Origin of the sequence: Sporosarcina limicola (genome assembly GCF_014873855.1) — a bacterium.
Taxonomy (GTDB): domain Bacteria; phylum Bacillota; class Bacilli; order Bacillales_A; family Planococcaceae; genus Sporosarcina; species Sporosarcina limicola.
Genome location: NZ_JADBEL010000004.1, coordinates 32,348 through 54,220, shown reverse-complemented (window position 1 = coordinate 54,220; position 21,873 = coordinate 32,348). Strand labels below are relative to the sequence as shown.

Here is a 21,873-nt window from a genome sequence, read left to right as displayed (position 1 = left end):
AAAGTACGCGGTTCTCTCTTTCATACATTTCCTTGATCTGCCGACTATACCATGTCTTTTAAAAGAACGATTTATAGTTAAATTTAGGTAATTACTTAGGTACCTGCATCTAATAAATAGTAGCAGATACGATAGCAATATATTTCATAATTTCTTAATTGTGTAACTCGTTCTTCAAAAGATTTCATTAACCTTTTCTCACCTTCATTTAAAAAAATATTCAGAAAGCAGTGCGGAATACGGGGGTGTGATGCAATGCCCTAATTCATGATAATGTAAAAAATACATCACCTCAAAGTTTTTGTAAAACTCCGGGTACTAACGTATTTTATCCGCCGATAAATTTGTTCACTACTTTCGATTTACCCAACTTCCCGCAGACGTTCCACCACGCTTTCGCGGGAAACAAGCCTGTATAATAAAAGGGGTATTATTCCGCAAAGAAAAAAGACAACGCATGTGTACAGCAGCAATGGAACTATCGGATAGGTGAATGTACCAAATCCCAGATTTTCTCGTATCACATGAAAAGCTAGATAGTTGATACCACTACCGACTGTTAGCGTAAACGTAAAGGTGATTAAGGCGTACCATAAGCCTTCGAAGGTAATAAGCCTCTTTATTTGCTTCTTGGTTGCGCCGATAGCAGCGAACACAGCTAACTCCTGCTTTCTTGACAGGACGCTTACAATCATGGTATTCATAAAGTTTAAGATTCCAACGCTACTCAGAATAATGGTAATAACCACAGCAAGATAGGAAAAGGAGCGTTTTAAGTCATCAAATGCTTTGGCTTGTTCAATCTTTGAGGTTCGAGAAATGCTGTGATCACTGCTTGTAATTAGGGTAATGGCATCCAAAACGTCCTGCTCTTCCCCTATTTTCGCATTGACCTTGACGGAGTAAAGCACAGCATCGGGATGATAGTTGTTGATGACATGGTTTGATACAATCAGCCATGGAGCGGCGCCGCTGTTCATCGAATCCCGCGCAAAGGTCATTTGACCGCCGACCGTTACCTCAAAGGTTTTTTCACTGTCAATCACCGTAAACGGAATTTTTGCTCCTATCGGAATCCCGCTTCCGTTAATGTCTGTCACCAGTGAAATTTGTCCTTTGGAAAAAGCCTCAATATCAATTGGAGTTTCGGCTGTACGATTGTATTCCTCCACCTTTTTATCATCAATGCCAATCAGTAGCCCCCAAAAGTTAGTTCTCGGGTCTTCCTCATAAAGTGTCTTGTCGCGTAATTCCTCGCCCATGCTTCCTTTAAATTCATTGGCAATTCGCAGCCATTCGCTATAAATAGGATCCGAATAATGTTGGTAAATCGAAACAACCGTTGTCTTTTCCATCTCACGAATGCCATCCACAGCAGAAATCTGCGCCATGAGTTCAGGCGTAAAGTGCTGCTCCTCTGTCGGTGAAAAGCTGGCTCGTGTCACGTGATTGTACATGGCAATGTCATATTTGACCTCCGCATTGATGTATTCCTCTACGCTGAAGGATTTCAAAAAAGTCATGAGCGTCAAAAGTGTAGATGTTCCTAAAAAGAGGGTTAGTACGACGATAAACACTCTTTTTTTATTGCGGAGTATATTTTTCAGAGCCATGTAGGGTATCTTTGCATTTTTTCGCCCCTTGGAGATTTGCTTTGTGTTTTTCAGCGCGGTGAATTTTGATGCTTCAATAGGGGATGTTTTCCCCGCTTTTTGCGCAGGCGCCCTGTAGCTCATAAACATCGTCAGCAAGGAAAAAATAGCCGAAATAAGCAGCACCCATGAGTTCACCTGCGTATTCATAGACTCGGCTCCTGCAAACGATGATAAAGCTAGCGGTACTACATAGAACGACAGCACCCATCCTAGCAGAATCCCCACAGGCAGGGCAAAGAGTGCTGTCCGAAAAGCATTGCGGTATACAATGTTTTTAATCTGCTTATAGGTCATGCCAAGCGTTTTCAGCAGTCCATAAAAACGCACATCCCGTGTAATGGAAATGTAGGCGACGTTGTAGATAATCAGGTATCCGTCAAACATGAAAAACAAAACAACCAGTGCCGCAATGAAAAAATTCTTGACGCTCATATTCAGCTTGCCGTCATAGGACGGAATCAAATGCTGATTCTCTCCTATGACAACAGAAGTCTGCACCTGCTCCATCTTATCCTGATAACCGCTGATATCCTTGAAGAAAAATCCGACAAGGTCTGGAGTGTTCTGCGGATATTCCTCAAGTAGTGCTTCTGAAAAAAAGGCTACCCTCTTGTTTTCGGTACTGATGTTTGCCGTATCCTCATAAAAACCGGACAAGGTAAATGATAGCGTTTGAACTTCCGCTCCGCCGCCCATTTTTATATCATTTATGCCAACGGACAATGGTATGCCCATGCCAACCTGCGGTGTGGAAATTCCCAGCCTATTCAGTAGCCACGTGGACATCATAACTTCATTGTTTTCGGTAGGGTAAGCACCTTGCATATTGTCTACCAATGACAGGCTGAATTGTTCCCAATTTGTTGCACTTATCATATTTACATCGATACCCGCTTGCCCTTGATTACCAATAAGCGATCCCAACTTATATTGGATGTTGAGTTCGGGCTGCAAAATGTCCATGCCTCGCAAAAGGTCAATCTGTTTCTGTGTAGGGCGGCTTAGAACGGCATTTGCTGTTGTTCCATTTTCTTTCAGCTCTTGGTGTGTCGATAATTTCGAGTAGTTATAAAATATGCTACATGCCGCCGTAATCAAAACTGTGGTAAGGATAATCGCACAGGCTAAAACGATGTTTCGGGTTCTGTTTGCCCGGTAGTATCTTTGGGATACTTTTTTAATAATGGCTTGATTGTTATTCCTCATATCGCCTACCGCCCTTCTGCGGCGACAATCTTGCCGTCTTCGATGCGAATAACCCGGTCAGCAAGCTGGGCGATCTGCTCATCGTGGGTAATCATCATTATGGTTTGGTGAAACCTTGTAGATGTCATTTTGAGGATGCCCAAAACGTCCTGACTGGTTTTGCTGTCCAAATTTCCAGTTGGCTCGTCCGCAAGAAGAATGGACGGTTTCGTAGCAAGAGCACGGGCAATCGCGACACGCTGCTGTTGTCCGCCGGAAAGATTATTCGGGAGATTAATTTGCTTATCTGAAAGCCCCAAGGTTTCGATGATGCTTTCCACAAAGCTTTCATCTACGGTATTTCCATCTAATTCAATCGGTAAAACAATATTCTCATAGACATTCAGAATGGGAACAAGATTGTAATTCTGAAATACAAAGCCGACATTTCTGCGCCGAAAAATGGTAAGTTGTTCATCCGTCATTTTTGAAATATCCTTACCGCCGACAATTATTTTACCGTCTGTTGGCATATCCAAACCGCCTAGCATATGCAAAAGGGTGCTTTTACCCGATCCTGATGTACCAACAACAGCGATAAATTCCCCTTCCTTTATTTCCAAATCAACACCATCCAACGCCTTGACGGTGTTGGGGTCTTTACCATAGTATTTTTTCAAGCCTTCTGTTTTCAAAACTGCCATAAAATATACCCCCTTGTCTTGATACTTTTAGTATAGGGCCCGTTTCTTACAGAGTTCTAACAAACTGCAAGTTATTTCTTACAGTTTTGCAAGAACATTGAGAAAGTCGTATGTTGCCCTGGCTTAGAATCCACAAGGATATAGCCGCCCTGTTTTTGAAATATCAGCGATGCCAAGTAAAGCCCTAATCCGGCTCCGTCTACACCCTTGGTATTCTGCCCCCTGTAAAACCGCTTGAAAATGGAGTTCCATTCAGCGAAAGGAATGCCTATGCCATAATCGGTCACGATGATTTTTGTATAAATGGGCAGGGATTCCACGGATATGTTGATTTCACTATCGGATGGGGAATACTTTACAGCGTTTTCGAGGAGATTGGTCATTGCTTCACATGTCCACTTTCGGTCATGCAGCAAGAGAACATCTTCAAAATAAGCTGATTTAATGGAGATACTTTTTTTTACCGCCGCCCCGTATACGCTGCTGATGCTGTCGGTAATGGTCTGCTTGATAGCTGCCGGAACAGGCAATAGTTCAATGGCTCCAACCTCCAGCCTTGACACTTTCACTAGGCTATCCATCATCCATTGTAGCTTTTCTGTCCCCACTTTAATGCGTGACAAAAATTCCTGCTGCTCGGTTGCGGTGACATTCCCCTCCAACAGCAGGTCGGTATACATGGAAACACCCGATAACGGCGTTTTCATCTGATGGGACATATCAGAAATAAAGCTTTGGATTGTTTCTTTTTCTTGTGTAGTCTGCGTAAAATCAGAAGTGGTCATATGGAGAATTTTATTTGCTTTATGCGTTAGCTTGGAAAGTCGGCTATCAGACGTCGATTCCAAAGAAATCCCGGCATTTTTATTTAACACGCTGTCTAAAACCTTATCAATAGAATCAAAAGCATTTTTTACATATCGGTAGGTAAAAAAGGTGGTCAAGGAACATAAAACAATGGTCATGATTAGGGTAACTGCAAGCACCATCTTTACACCCCTCCATTCCAGATGTAGCCTATTCCGTGAATTGTCTTAATAGCCTGAGGACTTTTCGGGTCGGATTCCATCTTTGCACGCAAACGGCTTATATTAACAGGCAGGGTGTTCTCATCTACGAAATTTCCTTCGTTATCCCATAAAGAGGATAATATCTGTTCCTTTGAAAGCACTCTCCCGGCATTTGTCATTAAAAAAGAAAGCAGCTTATATTCCGTAACGCTGATATGGATTTCTTCATTCTCACAGAAAAACTTGCAAAGGTCTGTGTCCAACTTGTATTTACCGGAACAGATGATATAACGGTTTTCGGTTTCCGTGCGGCGAAGTAATGCCTCTACTCTTGCCCGTAGGACAGATAGTGAAAATGGCTTTGTAATATAGTCGTCCGCACCTGCTAACAGGCCCGATACCTCATCCGTTTCTAAATCGCAGGCGGTCAGCATGATAATTGGAATTTTTGAATATGTCCTAATCTCTTTACACAAGTCCATCCCATTGCCATCCGGCAGCCCTAAATCCAGTATAATAAGTTGGGGGCTATGCCGCTCAAGCAGCTGTTTCCCTTCCTTGATGTTGCTTGCTGAAACAGCATGGTAGCCGTCCTTTTCAAAGGTAAACGCAATACCACGGCTTAAATTTTCATCATCTTCCAGTATTAAAATTGTATTCATAGTAAACTCCCTTCTTCTCTTTATCCGGTTTCAAACGTGGATCTTGCGGCTTTGGGGAGCCCTTGGGGATTGCCCAAGCACGGCTAAATCGAATAGCACCAGTGATGCGTTCATGTTCGCATAATTGTTGAACCCGTCTGCTTGAAATTACCCACTTTTCAGCCGACTGATGTGTTGAAATAAAATCCGCATTTACCATTTCTTTTCCATTCATTTATAAAAAAAACGTATAATCAACTTATTATAATTATATGCGCTTAAACGAATAGATTTAAGTGCAAAGTATGAACGATTTAAACAGGGCATGAGTCAAGAAGATTTAGCATTTGCATATGACGTTGATCGATCTTACATATCTATGATTGAGATTGAGATTGAGATTGAAAAAAAATGAACCATCCATTACCGAAACGTTCGAACTTTTAGAAGGGCTAAAAATCAAGTCTTCTGATTTTATTCGACCGGTTGAACTTGAAGTGCAGAAGTCAAAAAACAACCATAAATAATCAAACAGTAAGGTAACTCACCATACTTCATCGCCCCGCATGATTATATTTCACCTTCGGGCAAAGTGCCACCCAGTTCGAAATGTTTATTCGTAACCATGAAGGTGCCGAATTACTGAGATCTGATTATCTTCACTTTTTCTCAAAACTATATAAGTTGAACATATGATATACCTGTAATCTCCAGCGAAGGCGTCTACCGGGGTAGCCGAAGCGATAAGACAAAAGGAGGGATGCAGTTCAATCCCTCCCCGATAATGGTCTTCTATCGGGCTTATCGCGGGAGGTATCCCCAAGGAAGGATTGAACTACATCCTTCCCCAAGCGCCGAGCGTTGTTAGTAGGATTCTTTAGTTCAACATATATAGGAAGAAAGGTGGACCCCCGTAGAATAAGGATTTTATGTGCCAGTGTGAAAATCTACCCCTTTTTGACTGAAGCTCTCACTGACCCATTCGATTATCCCAGAAATACTACCTATACACCGGTTCGGTACACAAGTAGTATTTTTTTATTTATGGAACACGTCTGTTGATTAGCTAGTTTTTCCCAATAAAAACATAGAAAAAAGACACCCAATCTGATACGATGTAAAGCGATTAAACCAACATCGGTATTCAGGAAGGGCGTCCTCAGGGAAGGATTGAACCGCATCCTTCCTTTATGAAACAGTTTAGCACGATTTCAAAGCTTTTATCTACCCTAATTTCACCAGAAGAATTGATGGAACTTGTAGAAAAGCATAATTATGTAGACGTAGCACGAAAGTTTAAAGTAGAAGATCTTCTCGATTTCTTTGTGGCAGCTGCCCTTGAAAAATGGGCGGGTTTCCGGGACGGTACAGAGGTGATGGGCGTAAGCGCTGAAGATATTGCTGATATGTATAAAGTTCGGTGGGCCATCGAGTATTTTTTCCATCGGATTAAAGGCTACTTGAATCTACCCACTTTATTTGGCAACTTCAAAAACGCAGTATTTACGCAACTTTTTATTGCAGATAGTAGCCGTGGAATGGCTAAGTAGGGGTTGTCGATTTCCTATGTCGTTTGAGAAATTACAGCGAAAGAGATTTACCTACATTTGGTTAATCCACAGACTTGTATAATAAGGGGTTATCACCGCCTTGACCATGGTTATCACCGCCTTGACATAAAATGTATGCATTCGGACTAGCCTCATTACACAAAGCCATCAATCATTTCAAGGAAGACCTTTTGTTTCTCATTAGACTTTCTGTACGCATCACTTATAATTTCTTTAAGTAATTGCATTTTTGTCTGTTGATCCAGGATTGATTGCTTCACCTTTTCCCGCGACAACGCAAGGAATTCAACATAATCCTCATAAGATTCATCATAGATTTCTGCGAGCTCATCACGAATGACTTTGGCCAATGTCGGGCTTGCTCCGCCTGTTGCAATGCTGATGGTTAAGCCACCTCTTTTCAATGTTGCAGGTACATGGAAGGTGCTCAATTCCGGATTATCAACGACATTGACGAGTTGATGATGCCCAGCAGACAACGCAACAAACTCGTTCACTTTTTCACTGTTCGTTGCTGCGATGACAATCAATGCGGAAGCAAGATCATCTGGTTCAAACACTTTATTCTTCCAAGCAATGCGGTTATCGGTGAACAATTCTTCTATCTTCAAATGGATCACCGGGCTAATCACAGTTACACTTGCTCCAGCCTGCAACAAGCCAATCATTTTCCTGTAAGCAATCTGACCACCACCGACCACTACCACAACTTTATCCTTGATATTTAGCATAATTGGATAGTTTTCCATTTCTCCATTCACCTGCCATTATTTAATCATTGTAAAAAAGACCGCATAAATCGCGGCCTTTCCCCATCTATATCTATCAGTCATGAAAATCTAATCCCGATTGAACAGCTTTCACATGCCCAGTACGGATGACGAAATCTCCGAAATGCTCGCCTTCCTGTCTTTCCTTTGCATATTGAAGTAGAAGTGGTTTAAGTAATGCTAAAATCTCCTCTTCGCCAATATTTTCTCGGTATATTTTGTTCAGTCGGTCTCCTACAAAGCCAGCACCCAGATACATATTGTATTTCCCTGGTGCTTTCCCGATGAAACCAATTTCACCTAACGCTGGACGAGAACAACCATTCGGACATCCCGACATGCGGATGACAATCTCTTTATCACGTAATCCTGATTCATCCAACATCAACTCAATCTTATCTACTAATGAAGGTAGATAACGTTCAGCTTCAGCCATCGCTAGCCCACAAGTTGGAAAGGCTACACAAGCCATCGAACTACGCCTCAATGCCGAATAATGCTCTCCATCTGTCAACCCGTATTTCTCAATCAACTCGACAATCTTCTTCTTTTTAGTGTTCGAAATATTGCTGATAACCAAGTTCTGGTTCGGGCTAAGTCGGAAATCTCCAGTATGAATTTTGGCAATCTCTCGCAGACCCGTCATCAGTAAGTAATCATCCACATCTTGAATCCGACCGTTTTGGATAAAGAATGTGAAATGCCAGTTGCCGTTGCTCCCCTTTACCCAACCATACCGATCACCATTATGATCAAAATGATACTCACGTGCTGATTCAAGTTTCCACCCTAGTCTTTCATTGAGTTCATTGACAATCCACTCAAGTCCCCGTGCATCGATTGTATACTTGAAACGGGCATATTTTCTGACAGAACGGTTCCCGTAATCACGCTGAATTGTAATTATCTTTTCCGCAACCTCAACAACTTGATCTGTTGTACAGAAACCGATGACCCGAGCCAATTGGGGATACGTTTCTGTATCTCCATGCGTCATGCCCATGCCGCCGCCGATTGCAATATTGAACCCGACTAACTTCCCTTCTTCCAAAATGGCAATCAAACCTAGATCCTGTGAGAAAACATCAACATCATTACTAGGCGGAACGGCTACACCTATTTTAAACTTTCGTGGTAAATAGAGCGCACCGTACATCGGCTCAATTTCTTCCTCAGTTTCTTGACTATCGACCACTTTTTCTCCGTCTAGCCATATTTCATGATAAGCAGTTGTCCTTGGTGACAGATAATCGCTAAGTTTCTGAGCCCAGCCATAGACCTCCGCGTGAATATCCGATTGGTAGGGGTTCGGATTACACATCACATTGCGGTTCACATCGCCGCAAGCCGCTAGTGTATCCATCAATGATGCATTAATTTCTTGAATGCTTTTCTTCATATTCCATTTTAAAATCCCATGCATTTGAAATGCCTGCCGGGTAGTCAACTTCAATGTACCATTGCCATATTTATGGGCAAGTTGATCCATTACTAGCCATTGTGCCGGTGTCGCAACGCCTCCAGGGGCCCGAACTCGCACCATGAATTGGTATGCCGGTTCTAACTTTTGACGTTGACGTTCATTGCGTAAATCTCGATCATCTTGCAAATAGCTCCCATGGAATTTCATCAATCGATTATCATCATCAGGGATTCCTGAACTGATTGGATATTCGAGCGTCTCCTCAAGTGACCCCCGTAAATAATTGCTCTCACTCTTAATCCGCTCAACATCACTTGGTGGACCTGGTTGTGGTGGTAGAATTATTTTTTCCGTCATATAACTGGCTCCTTCCACACTCGTCTCAATAGACATCTCGTTGATAGCGTTTCTGCTGTTGCATGGCAGCCAAATAGTCAGCCGCTTCCTTAGCGTTCATGGTACCCTCTTCTTCGAGAATCGTCACCAAAGTAGCGTGAACATCTGCCGCCATCTGCTTTTCATCCCCACAAACGTAGATTACAGCACCCTCTTCCAACCATTGAAAAAAATTCTGACTCTTCTCCATCATCCGGTGCTGTACATATACTTTCTCGTCAGTATCACGCGAAAATGCGACATCCATCCGCGTCAATACACCTTCTTTGAGCCAACGCTGCCACTCAATCTGATACAGAAAGTCTGTAACATAATGCTGATCACCAAAGAACAACCATGTTTTCCCTTCAGCACCTATCTCCTCGCGTTCTTCCAAAAACGATCTGAACGGAGCGATTCCAGTACCGGGTCCAATCATTATCAATGGCGTGTTTGGATCCACTGGTAATTTAAAATTCGAGTTACGCTGAACATAAACCGGCAAGCTATTCCCGGGTTGCGCGCGTATAGCACATTCATCCGAGCAAACGCCTACTCGATTGCGACCATGCGCCTCATATCGGACGGTCCCAATCGTAAGATGCACTTCATCCGGATTCGCCTTTGAACTGCTGGCAATTGAGTAAAGCCGTGCCGGTATCTTTCGCAAAATCGTGATAAATTCACTAGCAGGGAGTTCCCATGGAGAAAAATCTCGCACCAAGTCCAACAAATCACGACCATAGAGATAATCCCTAAGTTTTTGCTCCCGTTCTGGTTCCAATAGCGCCTTCAATCCGATGTTCGCAGTTAGCTGTGCCGCTTTTTGTAACAATGGTTTTGTTAGCACAGTAATCTCGAAGTTCGAGATGAGTGCCTCTCGCAAAGACCTTGATTCACCCTGTTTATTGACCCTAATAGGTTCGTCAGGATTCCAGCCCATCTCAGCAATCAAAGCATCCACTAATCCAGCCTCATTTTCTGGATAAATGCCCAAGCTATCTCCCGGTTCAAATTGAAGACCTGATCCTTCGAGCGATAACTCAAGGTGACGCGTTTCCTTATTCGATCCTCGTCCATTTAAATTAATATTTTCTAAGATTTCTGCTTTAAATGGATTCGTTCGTGAATACTCCGGTTGTTCCAAAGCAGCAGAGTCATTGACCGCTTGCTGAACAGATGTAGAACCGACTTCCTGCAACTCATTTAATTTAAATAAAACACTTGTAAACCACTCCGCAGCTGGTTCATCATAATCCAAGTCACAATCAACGCGTGAACTTAGCTGTTTCGCACCCAATTCAAGTAATCGACCATCGATTTGTTTACCTGTTTGACAAAAAAACTCATAGGAGCTATCTCCCAAAGCTAGCACCGAAAATTGTAAATCCTCCAGTTTCGGTGCTCTTTTACTATGAAGAAATTCATAGAACGGTAGCGCAGTATCCGGAGGATCACCTTCACCGTGTGTGCTCACAATCAGTAACAAATTCCGGATTTTCTTTAGTGCATTTGGTTTGAAGTCATTCATCGATGAAAGCGTCACAAAAAAGTCTTCTGCCACTAAACTTTTCGATAAAGATTCAGCTAGCGCTTGCCCATTACCCGTCTGTGATCCATAAAGAATGGTCACCTCTTGGGTAATAACTTCCGTCACAATAGCGGAAGCTTCTTGTACAGCCACATCTCTTGTCATGATTGGAAACTCGACCCTTTGGAGTGCACTCAAATATCCGCCTAACCAGATTTGTTGAGTCTCCGTCAGGATTGGAAGAAGTTTATTAAGAAGTTCCACTTGCTCCTCATTAAAAGGACTATTCATCACCTGAAGTTGCAACGATTTCCACCTCACAAACTAGTTTTTTTGCACGTAAAAAAGTTGCTACTTATTTCAATCTGATCTTTTCATTTTTTTCAATTTGAACAACCAAATTATCTTGGACAACCAAGGTAATTGAGCCGTAATTTATCGTGCTCAGCATCGTTTTTATGTTCTCAATGGTAAGTTCCAAGTTTTGTTTACGATTTTCCACGGTCAAGATTCATCCTTTCTAGTAGAGATGCCTTAGAAACTAAATAAGAAAACCTAAAAGGTCCTGTTCCTTCATTAAGCCGCCTGCGCTTTTTCAAGCAACTCTTTCACTCGTTCTACAAGTACATCTTGAATATTTTTATGATAACCCAGATTTTCACAAAGAACGAACTGTTGGTCGCTAGATAATTCTTGTGCAATCTTTTTTTCTATGCCATTCATTAAAATCCCTGTGAACAGTAAGTATGGAATAATAAAAACTTGCTTCGTAGCAGATTGCTGTTGTTGTAGTAACGCTTCATCAAAGGAAGGGCTTGCGCCGTAAAGAAAACAAACATCCACCTTTTTAAAGGAATACTTTTCACCAAAGAGTTGTGCAATTGCAGTTAAATCACGTTTAACTGCCGGATCACTGCTCCCCCTGCCTACGAGTAACACTTGCGCATCTTCTGCAATCGGTAGTTGTTGTTCGATTACTCGATCATATAAACTATCCACGATTTTCGGATGAATCCCAAATGCCCTTCCATATGTAAATTCGACATCTGGATACATAATCTTGCCTACTTCAATTTCAAATGGAATATCTTCATTCGCATGGCCCGCTGTTAATAAAAGAATAGGAACAACCGCAATTTTAGTAGCGCCACGCTCCACACATTTTGTAATCCCTTCATCAACGCCTGGTACCGCCAACTCCAAAAAACAAATTTCTTGGATTGGCACATCGATGATTGCTTGACTGCGCTCAATAAACCGAATAGCTTCTTCGACACCCGCTTTAATGCGGCTACCATGACCAACATATAAGACTGCCTGCAAATGATCCCTCCTATTCAAATGTTAGTATGCAGATACTTCTTTAATACGTTTTTGATTCAATTCCGTTTGTTCAAACCACTGAATTTTCTCGCGTAACTTCACAACTTCTCCAACAATAATCATGCTTGGATTTTTAATTTCAGACACACTTGCAATCTCAACAATTGTGGCAAGCGTACCGGTAATCGTAAGCTGCGCATTTGTTGTTCCCCAATGAATGAGTGCGACCGGCGTGCTTTCAGGTCGGCCATGCTTCGTCAATTGTTCGCAAATATAAGACAAGTTGCCGACACCCATATAAATCGCCAGTGTATCAATCCCTACTGCAAGGCTTTCCCAGTGAATCGAGTCACTTTTACCCGCTCGCATATGGCCCGTAACAATTGCAAAACTAGAGCTAAGGTCACGGTGTGTAACAGGGATGCCTGCATAAGCAGGAGCGGCAATTCCCGAGGTAATCCCAGGAACCACCTCAAAGGAAATCCTGTGTTCAGCGAGTACCTCAGCCTCTTCAGCACCTCTCCCAAAAACGAATGGATCCCCACCTTTTAAACGAATAACGGTCTTTCCTTGCTTCGCATATTTCACTAAAAAATGGTTAATCGTCTCCTGGATCATCGCATGATAATTTGGAAGCTTCCCACAATAAATCAAGTCTGTTCCGGGTTTCGCATAGGCTAGTAGCTCTTTATTAATTAAACGATCGTACAAGATAACATCCGCTTCTTGAATGCACCTCAAACCTTTTACAGTGATTAAATCAACATCACCAGGTCCTGCCCCAACGATATATACCTTTCCCATTCGCTTTTCTCCTCCTTTCATTCGGATTAACGAAAATTCATCCTACTGAATTGGCTTCCTGTTGCTGCAACCCGGCAATCAATACATCAATCACTTCCGGACGACTAAATGTCGTGGGTAGTTGTTCTCCATTGCGAAGCATCTCCCTCACCTTCGTTCCTGACAAGATCACATGGTGACGCGCATCATGCGGACATGTTTTAGGAGTTGCCATACTATTGCATTGGTTGCAATAAAAACTATGCTCAAAAAATAATAGCGTAATCCCAAGTTCCTCAGGCGTAAAGTTGCTAAAGATTTTCTGCGCATCGTACGTGCCATAGTAATTCCCAACGCCCGCATGATCACGGCCAACAATAAAATGTGTGCAACCAAAATTCTTTCTAACCAACGCATGAAAAACTGCTTCTCTTGGTCCCGCATAACGCATGGCTGCCGTAAAAACACCTAAAAATACATGGTCTTTCGCATAATAGTTTTCAAGTAACACTTCATAGCTTTTCATGCGCACATCCGACGGGATATCATCCGATTTCGTCTCACCAACAAGTGGATTTAAAAATAAGCCATCGACAATTTCCAATGCTGTTTTTTGAATATATTCATGTGCCCTATGAACCGGGTTTCTTGTTTGAAAACCAACCACTGTTTTCCAGCCAAGCGCTTGAAATTTTTTCCGGGTTTCAACCGGGTCAAAATGATAACTTGTAAATTCATTCAGAGGTAGACGTTGAATTAGCGTGATTTTTCCTCCGATATACACATTTGGACGTTCAAACAACTTCTTCACGCCAGGATGGTCACGGTCAGTGGTTTTATAAACCAATACAGCTTCTTTCATTTTGTCTGGCGTGAAAATATCCGACACTTCAAGCACCCCGTAGACGACGCCATCTCTCACCAATTTCACTAGACTACCAACAGTTATTTTTTCCGCATTCGACTCTGTCGTTGGTAATGTAATCGGAATTGTCCATGGCTCACCCGTCGATAACCTCATCGTTGCGACGACGGAATTATAATCTATCTGTGTAAGAAATCCACTTAATGGACTATATGCGCCCGTGCCGATTAAATCCAAGTCACTACTTGCAATTTCATCTAATTCTACTGTTTCAGTAATCCCGTCAAATTGAATATCGGGATTCCACTGATTTATTAAAATTCCGCCATGCGGTTGACTCAAACTCATTTTACTTCCCCCATTCCAACTCCTATTTTGTTCATTCACTTCAGGAAATTAATTTTCATGTAGGCCACATTCCGTTTTCGTTTGATTGGCCCAGCGCCCCTCTCTCGAACCCGTTGCTGTATCACCTGGAAATGTACAGGGTACGCAGCCTATACTAGGAAAACCTTGGTCATGAAGAGGATTATAAGGCAATTGATATTTTTCGACATAATTCCAAATATCGGTCCATGTCCAATGAATTAGTGGACATATTTTGATAGATTCGAAGGTTTCGTCCTTATTAATAAAATTTGTCTGACTTCTCGATGGTGATTGCTCACGTCTAAGTCCAGATAACCAAGCGGTTGCATCGCCCAAAGCTTCTCGAAGTGGAACTACTTTTCTCATATAACAACAGCGATTCGGCTGCCTTTCCCATAATTTATCTCCATATTTTTCGGCTTGCTCCTCAACCGTTAAAGCAGGCTTTTTCATTTCGATTACAAGCTGCGGATAACGTTGCTTGACTTCATCGATTAGGGCATAGGTTTCTTGGAAATGAAGTTCTGTATCAAGAAATACCACCTTAGCAGTGGGTTTCATTTGCGAGATTAAGTCAAGCATCACAATTCCTTCAACTCCAAAGCTACAAGCATACACAAGCTCATCATTATATTCGTCATAAGCCCATCGCAACACATTTAACGCACCTTTTGACTGATCATCAATCAAAAAATCGATGTTCATCTCGACCCATGATGCGTATGTCAACTTTTCCATAACAAGTCCCCCTTCACAATCTTTTCAAAATCGACTCTAGTCTTTTTTGTCAGCCATTTAATGATTATGAATTATACTATCCATATAATACCTATGTGTCAAGTAGGTTTTAAGTTATTCTATTCCCTCTTCACATAAAAGATGACTCAAATAGGATATTTTTCAGATATAATCTTTTTCTGATAAATAGGAAGCGATGACTTTGACTGATTCTTCAATGCTTAACTGGTTGGTATCAATGATTATTTCTGGATTATTAGGTTCCTCATAAGGTGCATCAATTCCCGTAAAGTCTCTAATTTCACCCACTCTTGCTTTCTTGTAAAGTCCTTTTGGGTCACGTTGTTCACATGTTTCTAAACTAGCTTTCACATATATCTCTATAAATTCACCAGCTTCCATAAGATTGCGTACTTGTTCACGATCTTCACGATAAGGAGAGATGAACGCAGTTAATGTGAATAAACCTGCATCGACCATTAATTTTGAGACCTCACCGATTCTACGAATATTTTCCGTTCGATCCTCTTGACTAAACCCTAAATTTTTATTTAAACCATGTCTGACGTTATCTCCATCGAGCCGATAGGTGTGAATACCCTTTGTATGCAACGCCGTTTCCAACGCAACTGAAACTGTCGATTTTCCTGAGCCAGATAGTCCTGTAAACCAAAGAATAGCACTTTTGTGCCCCTTTGCTTCTTGACGATTTACTTTCGTTATCTCTGATTCATGCCAAGCAATATTTGTAGACTTCGTCATTGTTTTCTCCTCCTAAAACCACATATTATAAATAACTGTAATCGCTGTGACCATAACTAACAGACTTAACTGCGTACCAATTTTTATATAGTCAATAAATCTATAACCACCCCGCCCATAGACAATTAAATTCGTTTGGTAACCAATATAACGCGATCGAAACTTTGACTGCTTGATAGACTTGGATAGAAGTCCTGACTGATGGGAGATGACCGCTTCGATTAAATGCGTGGCACCATTTTTAAGATCATCAAGTTCTAAATTTGTCCCCGTTCTTAATTTTAATCCATTTTTAATTGTCATTTTTGAGGACAAAAAAGACATCTTTTTATTCGACCCAAATGATCGATTAGAAAGATGCCTTTAGTTGACTAATTGGCAAATATAAAATTGGGTAATGAAGTGAAACTGTTAAGTTGAAACCAATCGTACATCATCAAAAATTCATTGTCAATAATTTTTCTGAAAACTTTTTAATCCATATTTGTTTAGTTGGATTAATAACTATATATATGTATCACACGATGAATTCGCCTCGCATTTTAACCTATATTTCTTACACAACCGAACTTTCGTTGATCACGAAGAAAAAAATACTTATCATTCTAACAAACATGAACATGAAAAGGTTTCACTTTATGAACGTTCCGATTCATAAAGTGAATCTTCAATCATTAGGGGTCTTACTGCCCGTTAATGCGGGATAAATTTGCTCGAATAACAAGCACTTGTATTTATTCCACAATCATAGATACATAGCTGTAGCCATTGCGCCCACCCGTTTTCACATTGTATAGTGCTTTGTCCGCTTGTTCGATACACTTTTGCATTTCCTTACGATTAGAAACGTTTGAAGAACATGCACCCATACTCAGCGTTACATAATTCGACACTTCAGATTGAGGATGAGGGATTTTAAGATTATATACAGCCTCTTGAACTCTCTTGCAAACACTACCAATTTGCTCCATATTTTCCCCACAAATAATATAGACAAATTCTTCTCCACCCCAACGTGCAACAAACCCGGACGTATCTTTAGCAATTCCACTCAAAACGCCTGCAATATTTTCTAATACTTTGTCCCCGGGATTATGTCCGTAATAATCATTGTACTTTTTAAAATAATCGATATCCATTACGATTGAGGAGAATTTTTGCTGATTATCATTCAAATTAGACTCAAGATTATCCATGTGAATATGCAATCCTCTACGATTTGAAATCTTCGTTAATTCGTCAATAGAGGCTATAATCTCGAGGCGCTGATTGGCTTCTTTTAGACGCTGATTCAACAAATGATTAGTTTCAATTTCTTTTTTTAATCTCCTATTACTTTCGTAGTTATCACAAAAGGCTTTGTACATTACCCGAGAGACTAGCAATGTGACCGATACAAACGTGACAACATAATAAAGTTGTATGTAATAGTCAAATGAAGATGAGTCTACCATCGGGAGCCCCACAAGCAAAATGATTGTCGAAAGTGAAAAAGGAATAAAAATTTGTTTATTAGTCATCAAGAAAAAACTGGAGCAAACTAGCATATTCACCATTATTATTATCAAATGCTCATATTTTATTTGATCTACAATCGAAATGACACTACCTGATATCATCACAATTGAGATGTAAAAAATAACCATATTCTCATAATAACGAATCGTACTTGAATTTATATTTTTTTGATAGGTGCGTGGATGAAAGACAAATTGAAAATAAAGATTGACAAGAATTAATATACTATATATAACAGCGTGTAAATACATAGAGGAAATGCGTTGATGGTGCAAAATGATGCCGACAAGATTGATGACAAAAAGCCATGAAATAATAACCAAAAAAATCCTGGTTATAATATAAATTCTATTTACATTAACAAATAACCGTTCCTCACGAAAAGAATCGTCACTGTTCTGATTTGTGGTAACATTCGCTTGTATTTTTTCGATATTTTCCGCCTCCAATAAAATGCCTATGTATGGCCGATTTTACCAAAACTAAGTAGACATGTTTCAGTGACAGACATAGTAATTACTGAATACGTTGATTATATATTTATAATACACTTATATTCCTTGAAGGGGAAGAATGGTTTTCAAACATAATTCGTTCAATTTAACTGACAATAAAATAAAATTTCAATCAGTGGAGGCGACACACAAGACGTGTTAATGCAGAGATAGCGACTCAAAGTCGGGCATTTAGATTGCCTTCTTCTTATCTAACAACTTTAGTGTCAGATAAGAAGAAGGAAATACGAGATAAAACCACAATCCATCGAGCGTAAACATGGTCGTGGGATTGTGGTTTATCTGGAAAATTCGTTTGCCATTATTATTTTAAAAATCTATCTTTTCATTATTAACAGTCTCCCAAACAGAAAACATCTGCTGTTAGAAGAATCTTAGTATTTGTTTTCCTATTAACTATTATTAACTTCTTCACCAGCGTTATTAATTAATGAAATAGGTTCTCTCTTTAATTTCGCTATAAGTAAACCCATAAAAAATCCTATTATACCAGTAACAATCCATCCAGCACCATTTTCGAATAACGGGATAAATCCGAAGATATTATCGATAACATCCTTTAAAATTTTCGCATCCTTTAAAGCATCGAGAATTGCAACAAACCCAACACCAATCACTGTTCCCACATAAACCGATTTATGCCCTTTAAATAAATTATTTGTAAATATTAATACAATTAAGGCAATCGCTAAAGGATAGAGTAAGAGCAAGATTGGTGACGCCAAGGTTAGGATCGTGTTGAGGCCAAAATTTGTAATTACTAAACCTAGAACGGCAAATATAATAAGCCATTTTTTATAAGAAACAGAAGGAATAATTCTTTCAAAATACTCGGAAACAGCTGCCAAACAAGCAACATTAGTTGTAATACCTGTTAATAAAATAACAGTTCCAATGATATAGATTCCAATTTCTCCGAATAGAACGATAGCGCTTTGAGCTAATACTTCTCCACCATTACCTTTATAGCCAATTTGGTCTACACTGGAAGCCCCAATCCATGCCATTGATATTTGCAGAGCAATCAAGCCAATAATTGTAATCATGCCTGCTTTAATAAATATCTTTGAAACTTCCTTTTCAGACTTTATTCCAAACGAGCTAATAGATTTAATGAAAATCCCCCCAAATACAAAAGCTGCGAGAACATCCATTGTATAGTACCCTTGGGTAAATCCTTTTAAGAAGGCACCACTTATATAATCTCCTTGAGGTTGTCCAAAACTTCCCATCGGAGTAAAGATTGATTTGGCAATTAGTACTATTAATAATACTACAAAAATAGGCGTTATAATCTTACCTAAACGATCCACAAATTTTGTTGTATTCCATGAAAGTAAAATGGTTAGAGCTATAAATAACAGTGAGAAAATTAATAAATAAAGACTGGTATTTGACTTAGTTTGGACTAACGGATTTATGGCAATTTCATACACGACAGATGTTGTTCGCGGAATCACGTAAATAGGTCCAAGTGTCAAGAAAAGTAATATCGAGAAGACTGTTGCAAATAATGGGTGTACCCTTCCTGCAAGCTTTTCTACAGTTCCTCCCCCGCGCGTTAAAGCAATAATTGCGAGAAGAACCAATCCAACACCCGTTACTAAAAAACCTCCCATTGCAATCCATGTATTTGTTCCAGCCTGTTGACCTACCATTGGAGCAAATATGACGTTTCCTGCACCTAAAAACATCGCAAAAAGCATAAAACCAATAGCGAGTATTTGTGAAAATGATATTTTTTTCTCCATTTTTATTCCCCCTTAAGTTTCAATCCCAGAACTCACATTTTCATACAAATAGATACATTACTTCCTGTATACGATTATCCCTTCGTTCAATAATAAAAGTCATCATCCAAAGTGATTTTTTGGGTAAATGGGGATGGTTAGTTTAACCATCCCCAAACAAATGATACAGATGTTGATATGGAATTAGTATCATTATAGAACACTTATTTCTTAGAATTTTTCTTCTTACATATTATCCCTAATAAAAACGCACCAGACCCAATTCCAATTAGTGTATTTGTTTTTTTATTAAACATTTGTTTGGCAACTAAGTTAAGGTTTTGAGGACGTTCTGCCAACCGACGCATGAAATAGCCATACCAATCAATTCCGAATGGAACATATGTGCAGAAGTTATAACCCTCTTCAGCAAGTTTAAGCTGTAATTCATTTCTGAAACCATATAACATTTGAAATTCAAACTTTCCCTTCGATATATTATTTACTTCCACAAATTTTTTCACATGGTTAATGATATGATGATCATGAGTCGCAATTGATGTAAATTTCCCATACAGCAAGTGGTATTCAATCAATTGGATAAAGTTCTGATCAATCTCTTTTTTGTCTTGATGCGCCAAGTTTTCAGGCTCTTTGTAAGCACCTTTTACGATTCTCATGCGATAGTCTTTGTATTTTTTCAGATTATCATCTGCTTCATAAAAATAGGCTTGGACGACAGTTCCAATATTAGTATAGTCTTTGGATAGCTCGTCAATAATGTCAAATGAAGGTTGTAAATGGCCATAATCCTCCATGTCGAAGTTAATGAAAATAGTGTATTCGCATGCTTTAGCAACGATTTCCCTTAAATTTGCTAAACAGAAATCGTAGTCGATATCTAAACCAAGCTGTGTAGCTTTCAAGGAAATATGCGCATCCAATTTATGTTCATGGATAGCCTCAACAACCGCCAATATTTGAATTCTGGCCTCAATTGCCTCACTTTTTTCGAAAACAAACTCCCCAAGGTTGTCAATTGTTGCAGAAATACCCTTCGCATTCAACTTCTTAACGCTTTCAACCATTTCTTCAATACTCGTTCCAGCAACAACCGACTGTGCACCCAGTTTTAGTCCCCATCGTTTTGCACCGCTATTCAAAACCTTATTTTGTGAAAGTAGAATGAAAAAGTCTCTAGTTAATCCCATAGTAAATACCTCCATTTTTTAATTACAATCGATTAATTATTTCAATAAAAATCCTTCTATATATGGATCTGTTGCATCTAATGAGAATTTATGAATTCCTGTCATCCATGCTGATCCAGTAATTTTAGGTATAATCGCTTTTAAATTTTGAACCTCTGTATAATCAACCACTGTTCCTATAAATCTTGAACCAATAATACTTTCTTGAATTATTTGTTCTCCTTTCTCAAGATTTAATGTGGCGAGTTTCGCACATGTGCCTGTTCCACAAGGTGATCTGTCGATTTGTCCGTCCCCAAAAACAACAGTATTTTTATAATGATTATTCCCCACTTTTAAACTAAACTCAACAAGGTCAATCGTATTTATTTCTGGAATCTCAGGATGTTCAATAGTTAATTGCTCATTCACAGCTTTCCTAATTGCTATCCCAAATGCCGCTATCTCATCTTGTTCTTCAATCTTCAGTTCGAAATTAAATTGCTTTGCATCTACTATCGCAAAGAAGCTTCCACCGAATGCGATATCCATATTTACATCACCTATATTTTCTACTAAAACGCTTACATTCTTCTTTAGTAAAAATGCTGGCACGTTAATAAACGAAACTTCTTTAACCCTGTCATTCTCGTACACGATATGACATTCTACAACCCCGGAAGGCGTATCAAGTAATACTCTGTCCTTTTTATCAATCAAACCTTGATTAATGGCAACGGTTACAGCCGCGATTGTTCCATGACCACACATATTCAGATAGCCTCCACTATCCATAAATAACACCCCAAGATCACATTCGATATTGCAAGGCTTCGTTAAAATAGCGCCAAACATATTTAAGTGGCCTCTTGGTTCATGCATAAGCAGCTTTCGTATCGTATCCATTTCAGACTGCATATAATGTTTCTTTTGCATCATCGTATCCCCGTGGATTGTTGGGATTCCATCGATGACTATTCTGGCTGCTTCACCCATCGTATGAGCGTCAATCGTTTGAATACAATTCTCTACCATCACCATAAAGTAACTATTCCTCCAAAGTACATAATAATTGTTCCTAAACTCTATACTTGCAAGTAGCATGCCAACTTTTATAAATCAAGTTAATCCATGCATTGTAATCGCTTCTATCATTCAGTATAATATAAAGTGTTCACTAAGTTTACATTACTGTAAATACAACATTAACAATGG

General features: G+C 39.8%; 21 protein-coding genes and 1 pseudogene. 3 read left to right on the top strand and 19 right to left on the bottom strand.

All coding sequences use genetic code 11. From position 1 onward, the window contains the following. Positions 1 to 362 precede the first annotated feature (362 nt). The 5 genes from H4683_RS05140 to H4683_RS05120 all read right to left on the bottom strand — a co-directional run bounded on the left by H4683_RS05140 (position 363) and on the right by H4683_RS05120 (position 5,430). On the bottom strand, positions 363 to 2,861 hold the full coding sequence (locus H4683_RS05140) for an ABC transporter permease (RefSeq protein ID WP_192597769.1): 2,499 nt from the start codon (positions 2,859 to 2,861) through the stop codon (positions 363 to 365). Positions 2,862 to 2,866: 5 nt separating this feature from the next. Then, positions 2,867 to 3,544, bottom strand: coding sequence for an ABC transporter ATP-binding protein (locus H4683_RS05135; protein ID WP_192597768.1), 678 nt, complete (start codon positions 3,542 to 3,544; stop codon positions 2,867 to 2,869). A gap of 71 nt (positions 3,545 to 3,615) precedes the next feature. Continuing rightward, positions 3,616 to 4,533, bottom strand: coding sequence for a sensor histidine kinase (locus H4683_RS05130; protein ID WP_192597767.1), 918 nt, complete (start codon positions 4,531 to 4,533; stop codon positions 3,616 to 3,618). 2 nt (positions 4,534 to 4,535) lie between these two features. Then, positions 4,536 to 5,216, bottom strand: coding sequence for a response regulator transcription factor (locus H4683_RS05125; RefSeq protein ID WP_192597766.1), 681 nt, complete (start codon positions 5,214 to 5,216; stop codon positions 4,536 to 4,538). After that, a complete protein-coding gene (locus H4683_RS05120) occupies positions 5,188 to 5,430 on the bottom strand; it encodes a DNA-binding protein (protein WP_225941894.1) in 243 nt (80 codons plus the stop codon). The genes H4683_RS05125 and H4683_RS05120 overlap by 29 nt, the downstream gene beginning before the upstream one ends. Before the next feature lie 90 nt (positions 5,431 to 5,520). Here H4683_RS05120 and H4683_RS22320 point away from each other — a divergent pair, with 90 nt between their 5' ends. From H4683_RS22320 to H4683_RS22315, 3 genes and pseudogenes are all read left to right on the top strand, one after another. Beyond that, positions 5,521 to 5,610, top strand: a complete 90-nt coding sequence (locus H4683_RS22320) for a hypothetical protein (RefSeq protein WP_192597765.1) — start codon at positions 5,521 to 5,523, stop codon at positions 5,608 to 5,610. Further along, a complete protein-coding gene (locus H4683_RS21865; RefSeq protein ID WP_275403060.1) occupies positions 5,591 to 5,722 on the top strand; it encodes a hypothetical protein in 132 nt (43 codons plus the stop codon). Before H4683_RS22320 ends, H4683_RS21865 begins: the two co-directional genes overlap by 20 nt. Before the next feature lie 663 nt (positions 5,723 to 6,385). Then, a pseudogene (locus tag H4683_RS22315) lies at positions 6,386 to 6,718 on the top strand (transposase); the annotation flags it as partial. 182 nt (positions 6,719 to 6,900) lie between these two features. Here H4683_RS22315 and H4683_RS05105 read toward each other — a convergent pair. The 14 genes from H4683_RS05105 to H4683_RS05040 all read right to left on the bottom strand — a co-directional run bounded on the left by H4683_RS05105 (position 6,901) and on the right by H4683_RS05040 (position 21,699). Continuing rightward, positions 6,901 to 7,515 (bottom strand): NAD(P)-binding protein, encoded by a 615-nt coding sequence (locus H4683_RS05105; protein ID WP_192597763.1) that lies wholly within the window; start codon positions 7,513 to 7,515, stop codon positions 6,901 to 6,903. A 76-nt stretch (positions 7,516 to 7,591) separates the two neighbouring features. After that, positions 7,592 to 9,316, bottom strand: coding sequence for an assimilatory sulfite reductase (NADPH) hemoprotein subunit (gene cysI / locus H4683_RS05100; protein ID WP_192597762.1), 1,725 nt, complete (start codon positions 9,314 to 9,316; stop codon positions 7,592 to 7,594). 25 nt (positions 9,317 to 9,341) lie between these two features. Continuing rightward, on the bottom strand, positions 9,342 to 11,171 hold the full coding sequence (locus H4683_RS05095; RefSeq protein ID WP_192597761.1) for an assimilatory sulfite reductase (NADPH) flavoprotein subunit: 1,830 nt from the start codon (positions 11,169 to 11,171) through the stop codon (positions 9,342 to 9,344). A 49-nt stretch (positions 11,172 to 11,220) separates the two neighbouring features. Next, positions 11,221 to 11,334: a YezD family protein gene (locus H4683_RS05090; protein ID WP_420826542.1), complete on the bottom strand. Its 114-nt coding sequence runs from the start codon at positions 11,332 to 11,334 to the stop codon at positions 11,221 to 11,223. A gap of 107 nt (positions 11,335 to 11,441) precedes the next feature. Beyond that, on the bottom strand, positions 11,442 to 12,188 hold the full coding sequence (locus H4683_RS05085) for a sirohydrochlorin chelatase (protein WP_192597759.1): 747 nt from the start codon (positions 12,186 to 12,188) through the stop codon (positions 11,442 to 11,444). A 21-nt stretch (positions 12,189 to 12,209) separates the two neighbouring features. Continuing rightward, positions 12,210 to 12,992, bottom strand: a complete 783-nt coding sequence (cobA, locus tag H4683_RS05080; protein WP_192597758.1) for a uroporphyrinogen-III C-methyltransferase — start codon at positions 12,990 to 12,992, stop codon at positions 12,210 to 12,212. Between the two features lie 37 nt (positions 12,993 to 13,029). After that, positions 13,030 to 14,184, bottom strand: coding sequence for a sulfate adenylyltransferase (gene sat / locus H4683_RS05075; protein WP_192597757.1), 1,155 nt, complete (start codon positions 14,182 to 14,184; stop codon positions 13,030 to 13,032). Between the two features lie 48 nt (positions 14,185 to 14,232). Further along, entirely contained in the window at positions 14,233 to 14,943 is a 711-nt protein-coding gene (locus H4683_RS05070; protein WP_192597756.1) for a phosphoadenylyl-sulfate reductase, read from the bottom strand. A 162-nt stretch (positions 14,944 to 15,105) separates the two neighbouring features. Next, positions 15,106 to 15,705: an adenylyl-sulfate kinase gene (gene cysC, locus H4683_RS05065; protein WP_192597755.1), complete on the bottom strand. Its 600-nt coding sequence runs from the start codon at positions 15,703 to 15,705 to the stop codon at positions 15,106 to 15,108. Positions 15,706 to 15,717: 12 nt separating this feature from the next. Next, on the bottom strand, positions 15,718 to 16,029 hold the full coding sequence (locus H4683_RS05060) for a hypothetical protein (protein ID WP_192597968.1): 312 nt from the start codon (positions 16,027 to 16,029) through the stop codon (positions 15,718 to 15,720). A gap of 410 nt (positions 16,030 to 16,439) precedes the next feature. Continuing rightward, positions 16,440 to 17,159, bottom strand: a complete 720-nt coding sequence (locus H4683_RS05055; protein ID WP_192597754.1) for a GGDEF domain-containing protein — start codon at positions 17,157 to 17,159, stop codon at positions 16,440 to 16,442. 971 nt (positions 17,160 to 18,130) lie between these two features. After that, positions 18,131 to 19,489, bottom strand: coding sequence for a branched-chain amino acid transport system II carrier protein (brnQ, locus tag H4683_RS05050; RefSeq protein WP_192597753.1), 1,359 nt, complete (start codon positions 19,487 to 19,489; stop codon positions 18,131 to 18,133). 203 nt (positions 19,490 to 19,692) lie between these two features. Continuing rightward, the gene (locus tag H4683_RS05045) at positions 19,693 to 20,679 is read right to left on the bottom strand and encodes a proline dehydrogenase family protein (RefSeq protein WP_192597752.1); all 987 of its coding nucleotides are present in this window, start codon (positions 20,677 to 20,679) and stop codon (positions 19,693 to 19,695) included. A gap of 36 nt (positions 20,680 to 20,715) precedes the next feature. Then, positions 20,716 to 21,699: a proline racemase family protein gene (locus H4683_RS05040; RefSeq protein WP_192597751.1), complete on the bottom strand. Its 984-nt coding sequence runs from the start codon at positions 21,697 to 21,699 to the stop codon at positions 20,716 to 20,718. Between the last annotated feature and the right edge of the window lie 174 nt (positions 21,700 to 21,873).

Bases quoted from the DNA above. Each gene is read 5' to 3' on its own strand.
- H4683_RS05140 (WP_192597769.1), bottom strand. From the start codon at position 2,861: ATGAGGAATAACAATCAAGCCATTATTAAAAAAGTATCCCAAAGATAC.
- H4683_RS05135 (WP_192597768.1), bottom strand. From the start codon at position 3,544: ATGGCAGTTTTGAAAACAGAAGGCTTGAAAAAATACTATGGTAAAGAC.
- H4683_RS05130 (WP_192597767.1), bottom strand. From the start codon at position 4,533: ATGGTGCTTGCAGTTACCCTAATCATGACCATTGTTTTATGTTCCTTG.
- H4683_RS05125 (WP_192597766.1), bottom strand. From the start codon at position 5,216: ATGAATACAATTTTAATACTGGAAGATGATGAAAATTTAAGCCGTGGT.
- H4683_RS05120 (WP_225941894.1), bottom strand. From the start codon at position 5,430: ATGAATGGAAAAGAAATGGTAAATGCGGATTTTATTTCAACACATCAG.
- H4683_RS22320 (WP_192597765.1), top strand. From the start codon at position 5,521: ATGAGTCAAGAAGATTTAGCATTTGCATATGACGTTGATCGATCTTAC.
- H4683_RS05105 (WP_192597763.1), bottom strand. From the start codon at position 7,515: ATGGAAAACTATCCAATTATGCTAAATATCAAGGATAAAGTTGTGGTA.
- cysI (WP_192597762.1), bottom strand. From the start codon at position 9,316: ATGACGGAAAAAATAATTCTACCACCACAACCAGGTCCACCAAGTGAT.
- cobA (WP_192597758.1), bottom strand. From the start codon at position 12,992: ATGGGAAAGGTATATATCGTTGGGGCAGGACCTGGTGATGTTGATTTA.
- sat (WP_192597757.1), bottom strand. From the start codon at position 14,184: ATGAGTTTGAGTCAACCGCATGGCGGAATTTTAATAAATCAGTGGAAT.
- H4683_RS05070 (WP_192597756.1), bottom strand. From the start codon at position 14,943: ATGGAAAAGTTGACATACGCATCATGGGTCGAGATGAACATCGATTTT.
- cysC (WP_192597755.1), bottom strand. From the start codon at position 15,705: ATGACGAAGTCTACAAATATTGCTTGGCATGAATCAGAGATAACGAAA.
- H4683_RS05060 (WP_192597968.1), bottom strand. From the start codon at position 16,029: ATGTCTTTTTTGTCCTCAAAAATGACAATTAAAAATGGATTAAAATTA.
- H4683_RS05055 (WP_192597754.1), bottom strand. From the start codon at position 17,159: ATGGTAGACTCATCTTCATTTGACTATTACATACAACTTTATTATGTT.
- brnQ (WP_192597753.1), bottom strand. From the start codon at position 19,489: ATGGAGAAAAAAATATCATTTTCACAAATACTCGCTATTGGTTTTATG.
- H4683_RS05045 (WP_192597752.1), bottom strand. From the start codon at position 20,679: ATGGGATTAACTAGAGACTTTTTCATTCTACTTTCACAAAATAAGGTT.
- H4683_RS05040 (WP_192597751.1), bottom strand. From the start codon at position 21,699: ATGGTGATGGTAGAGAATTGTATTCAAACGATTGACGCTCATACGATG.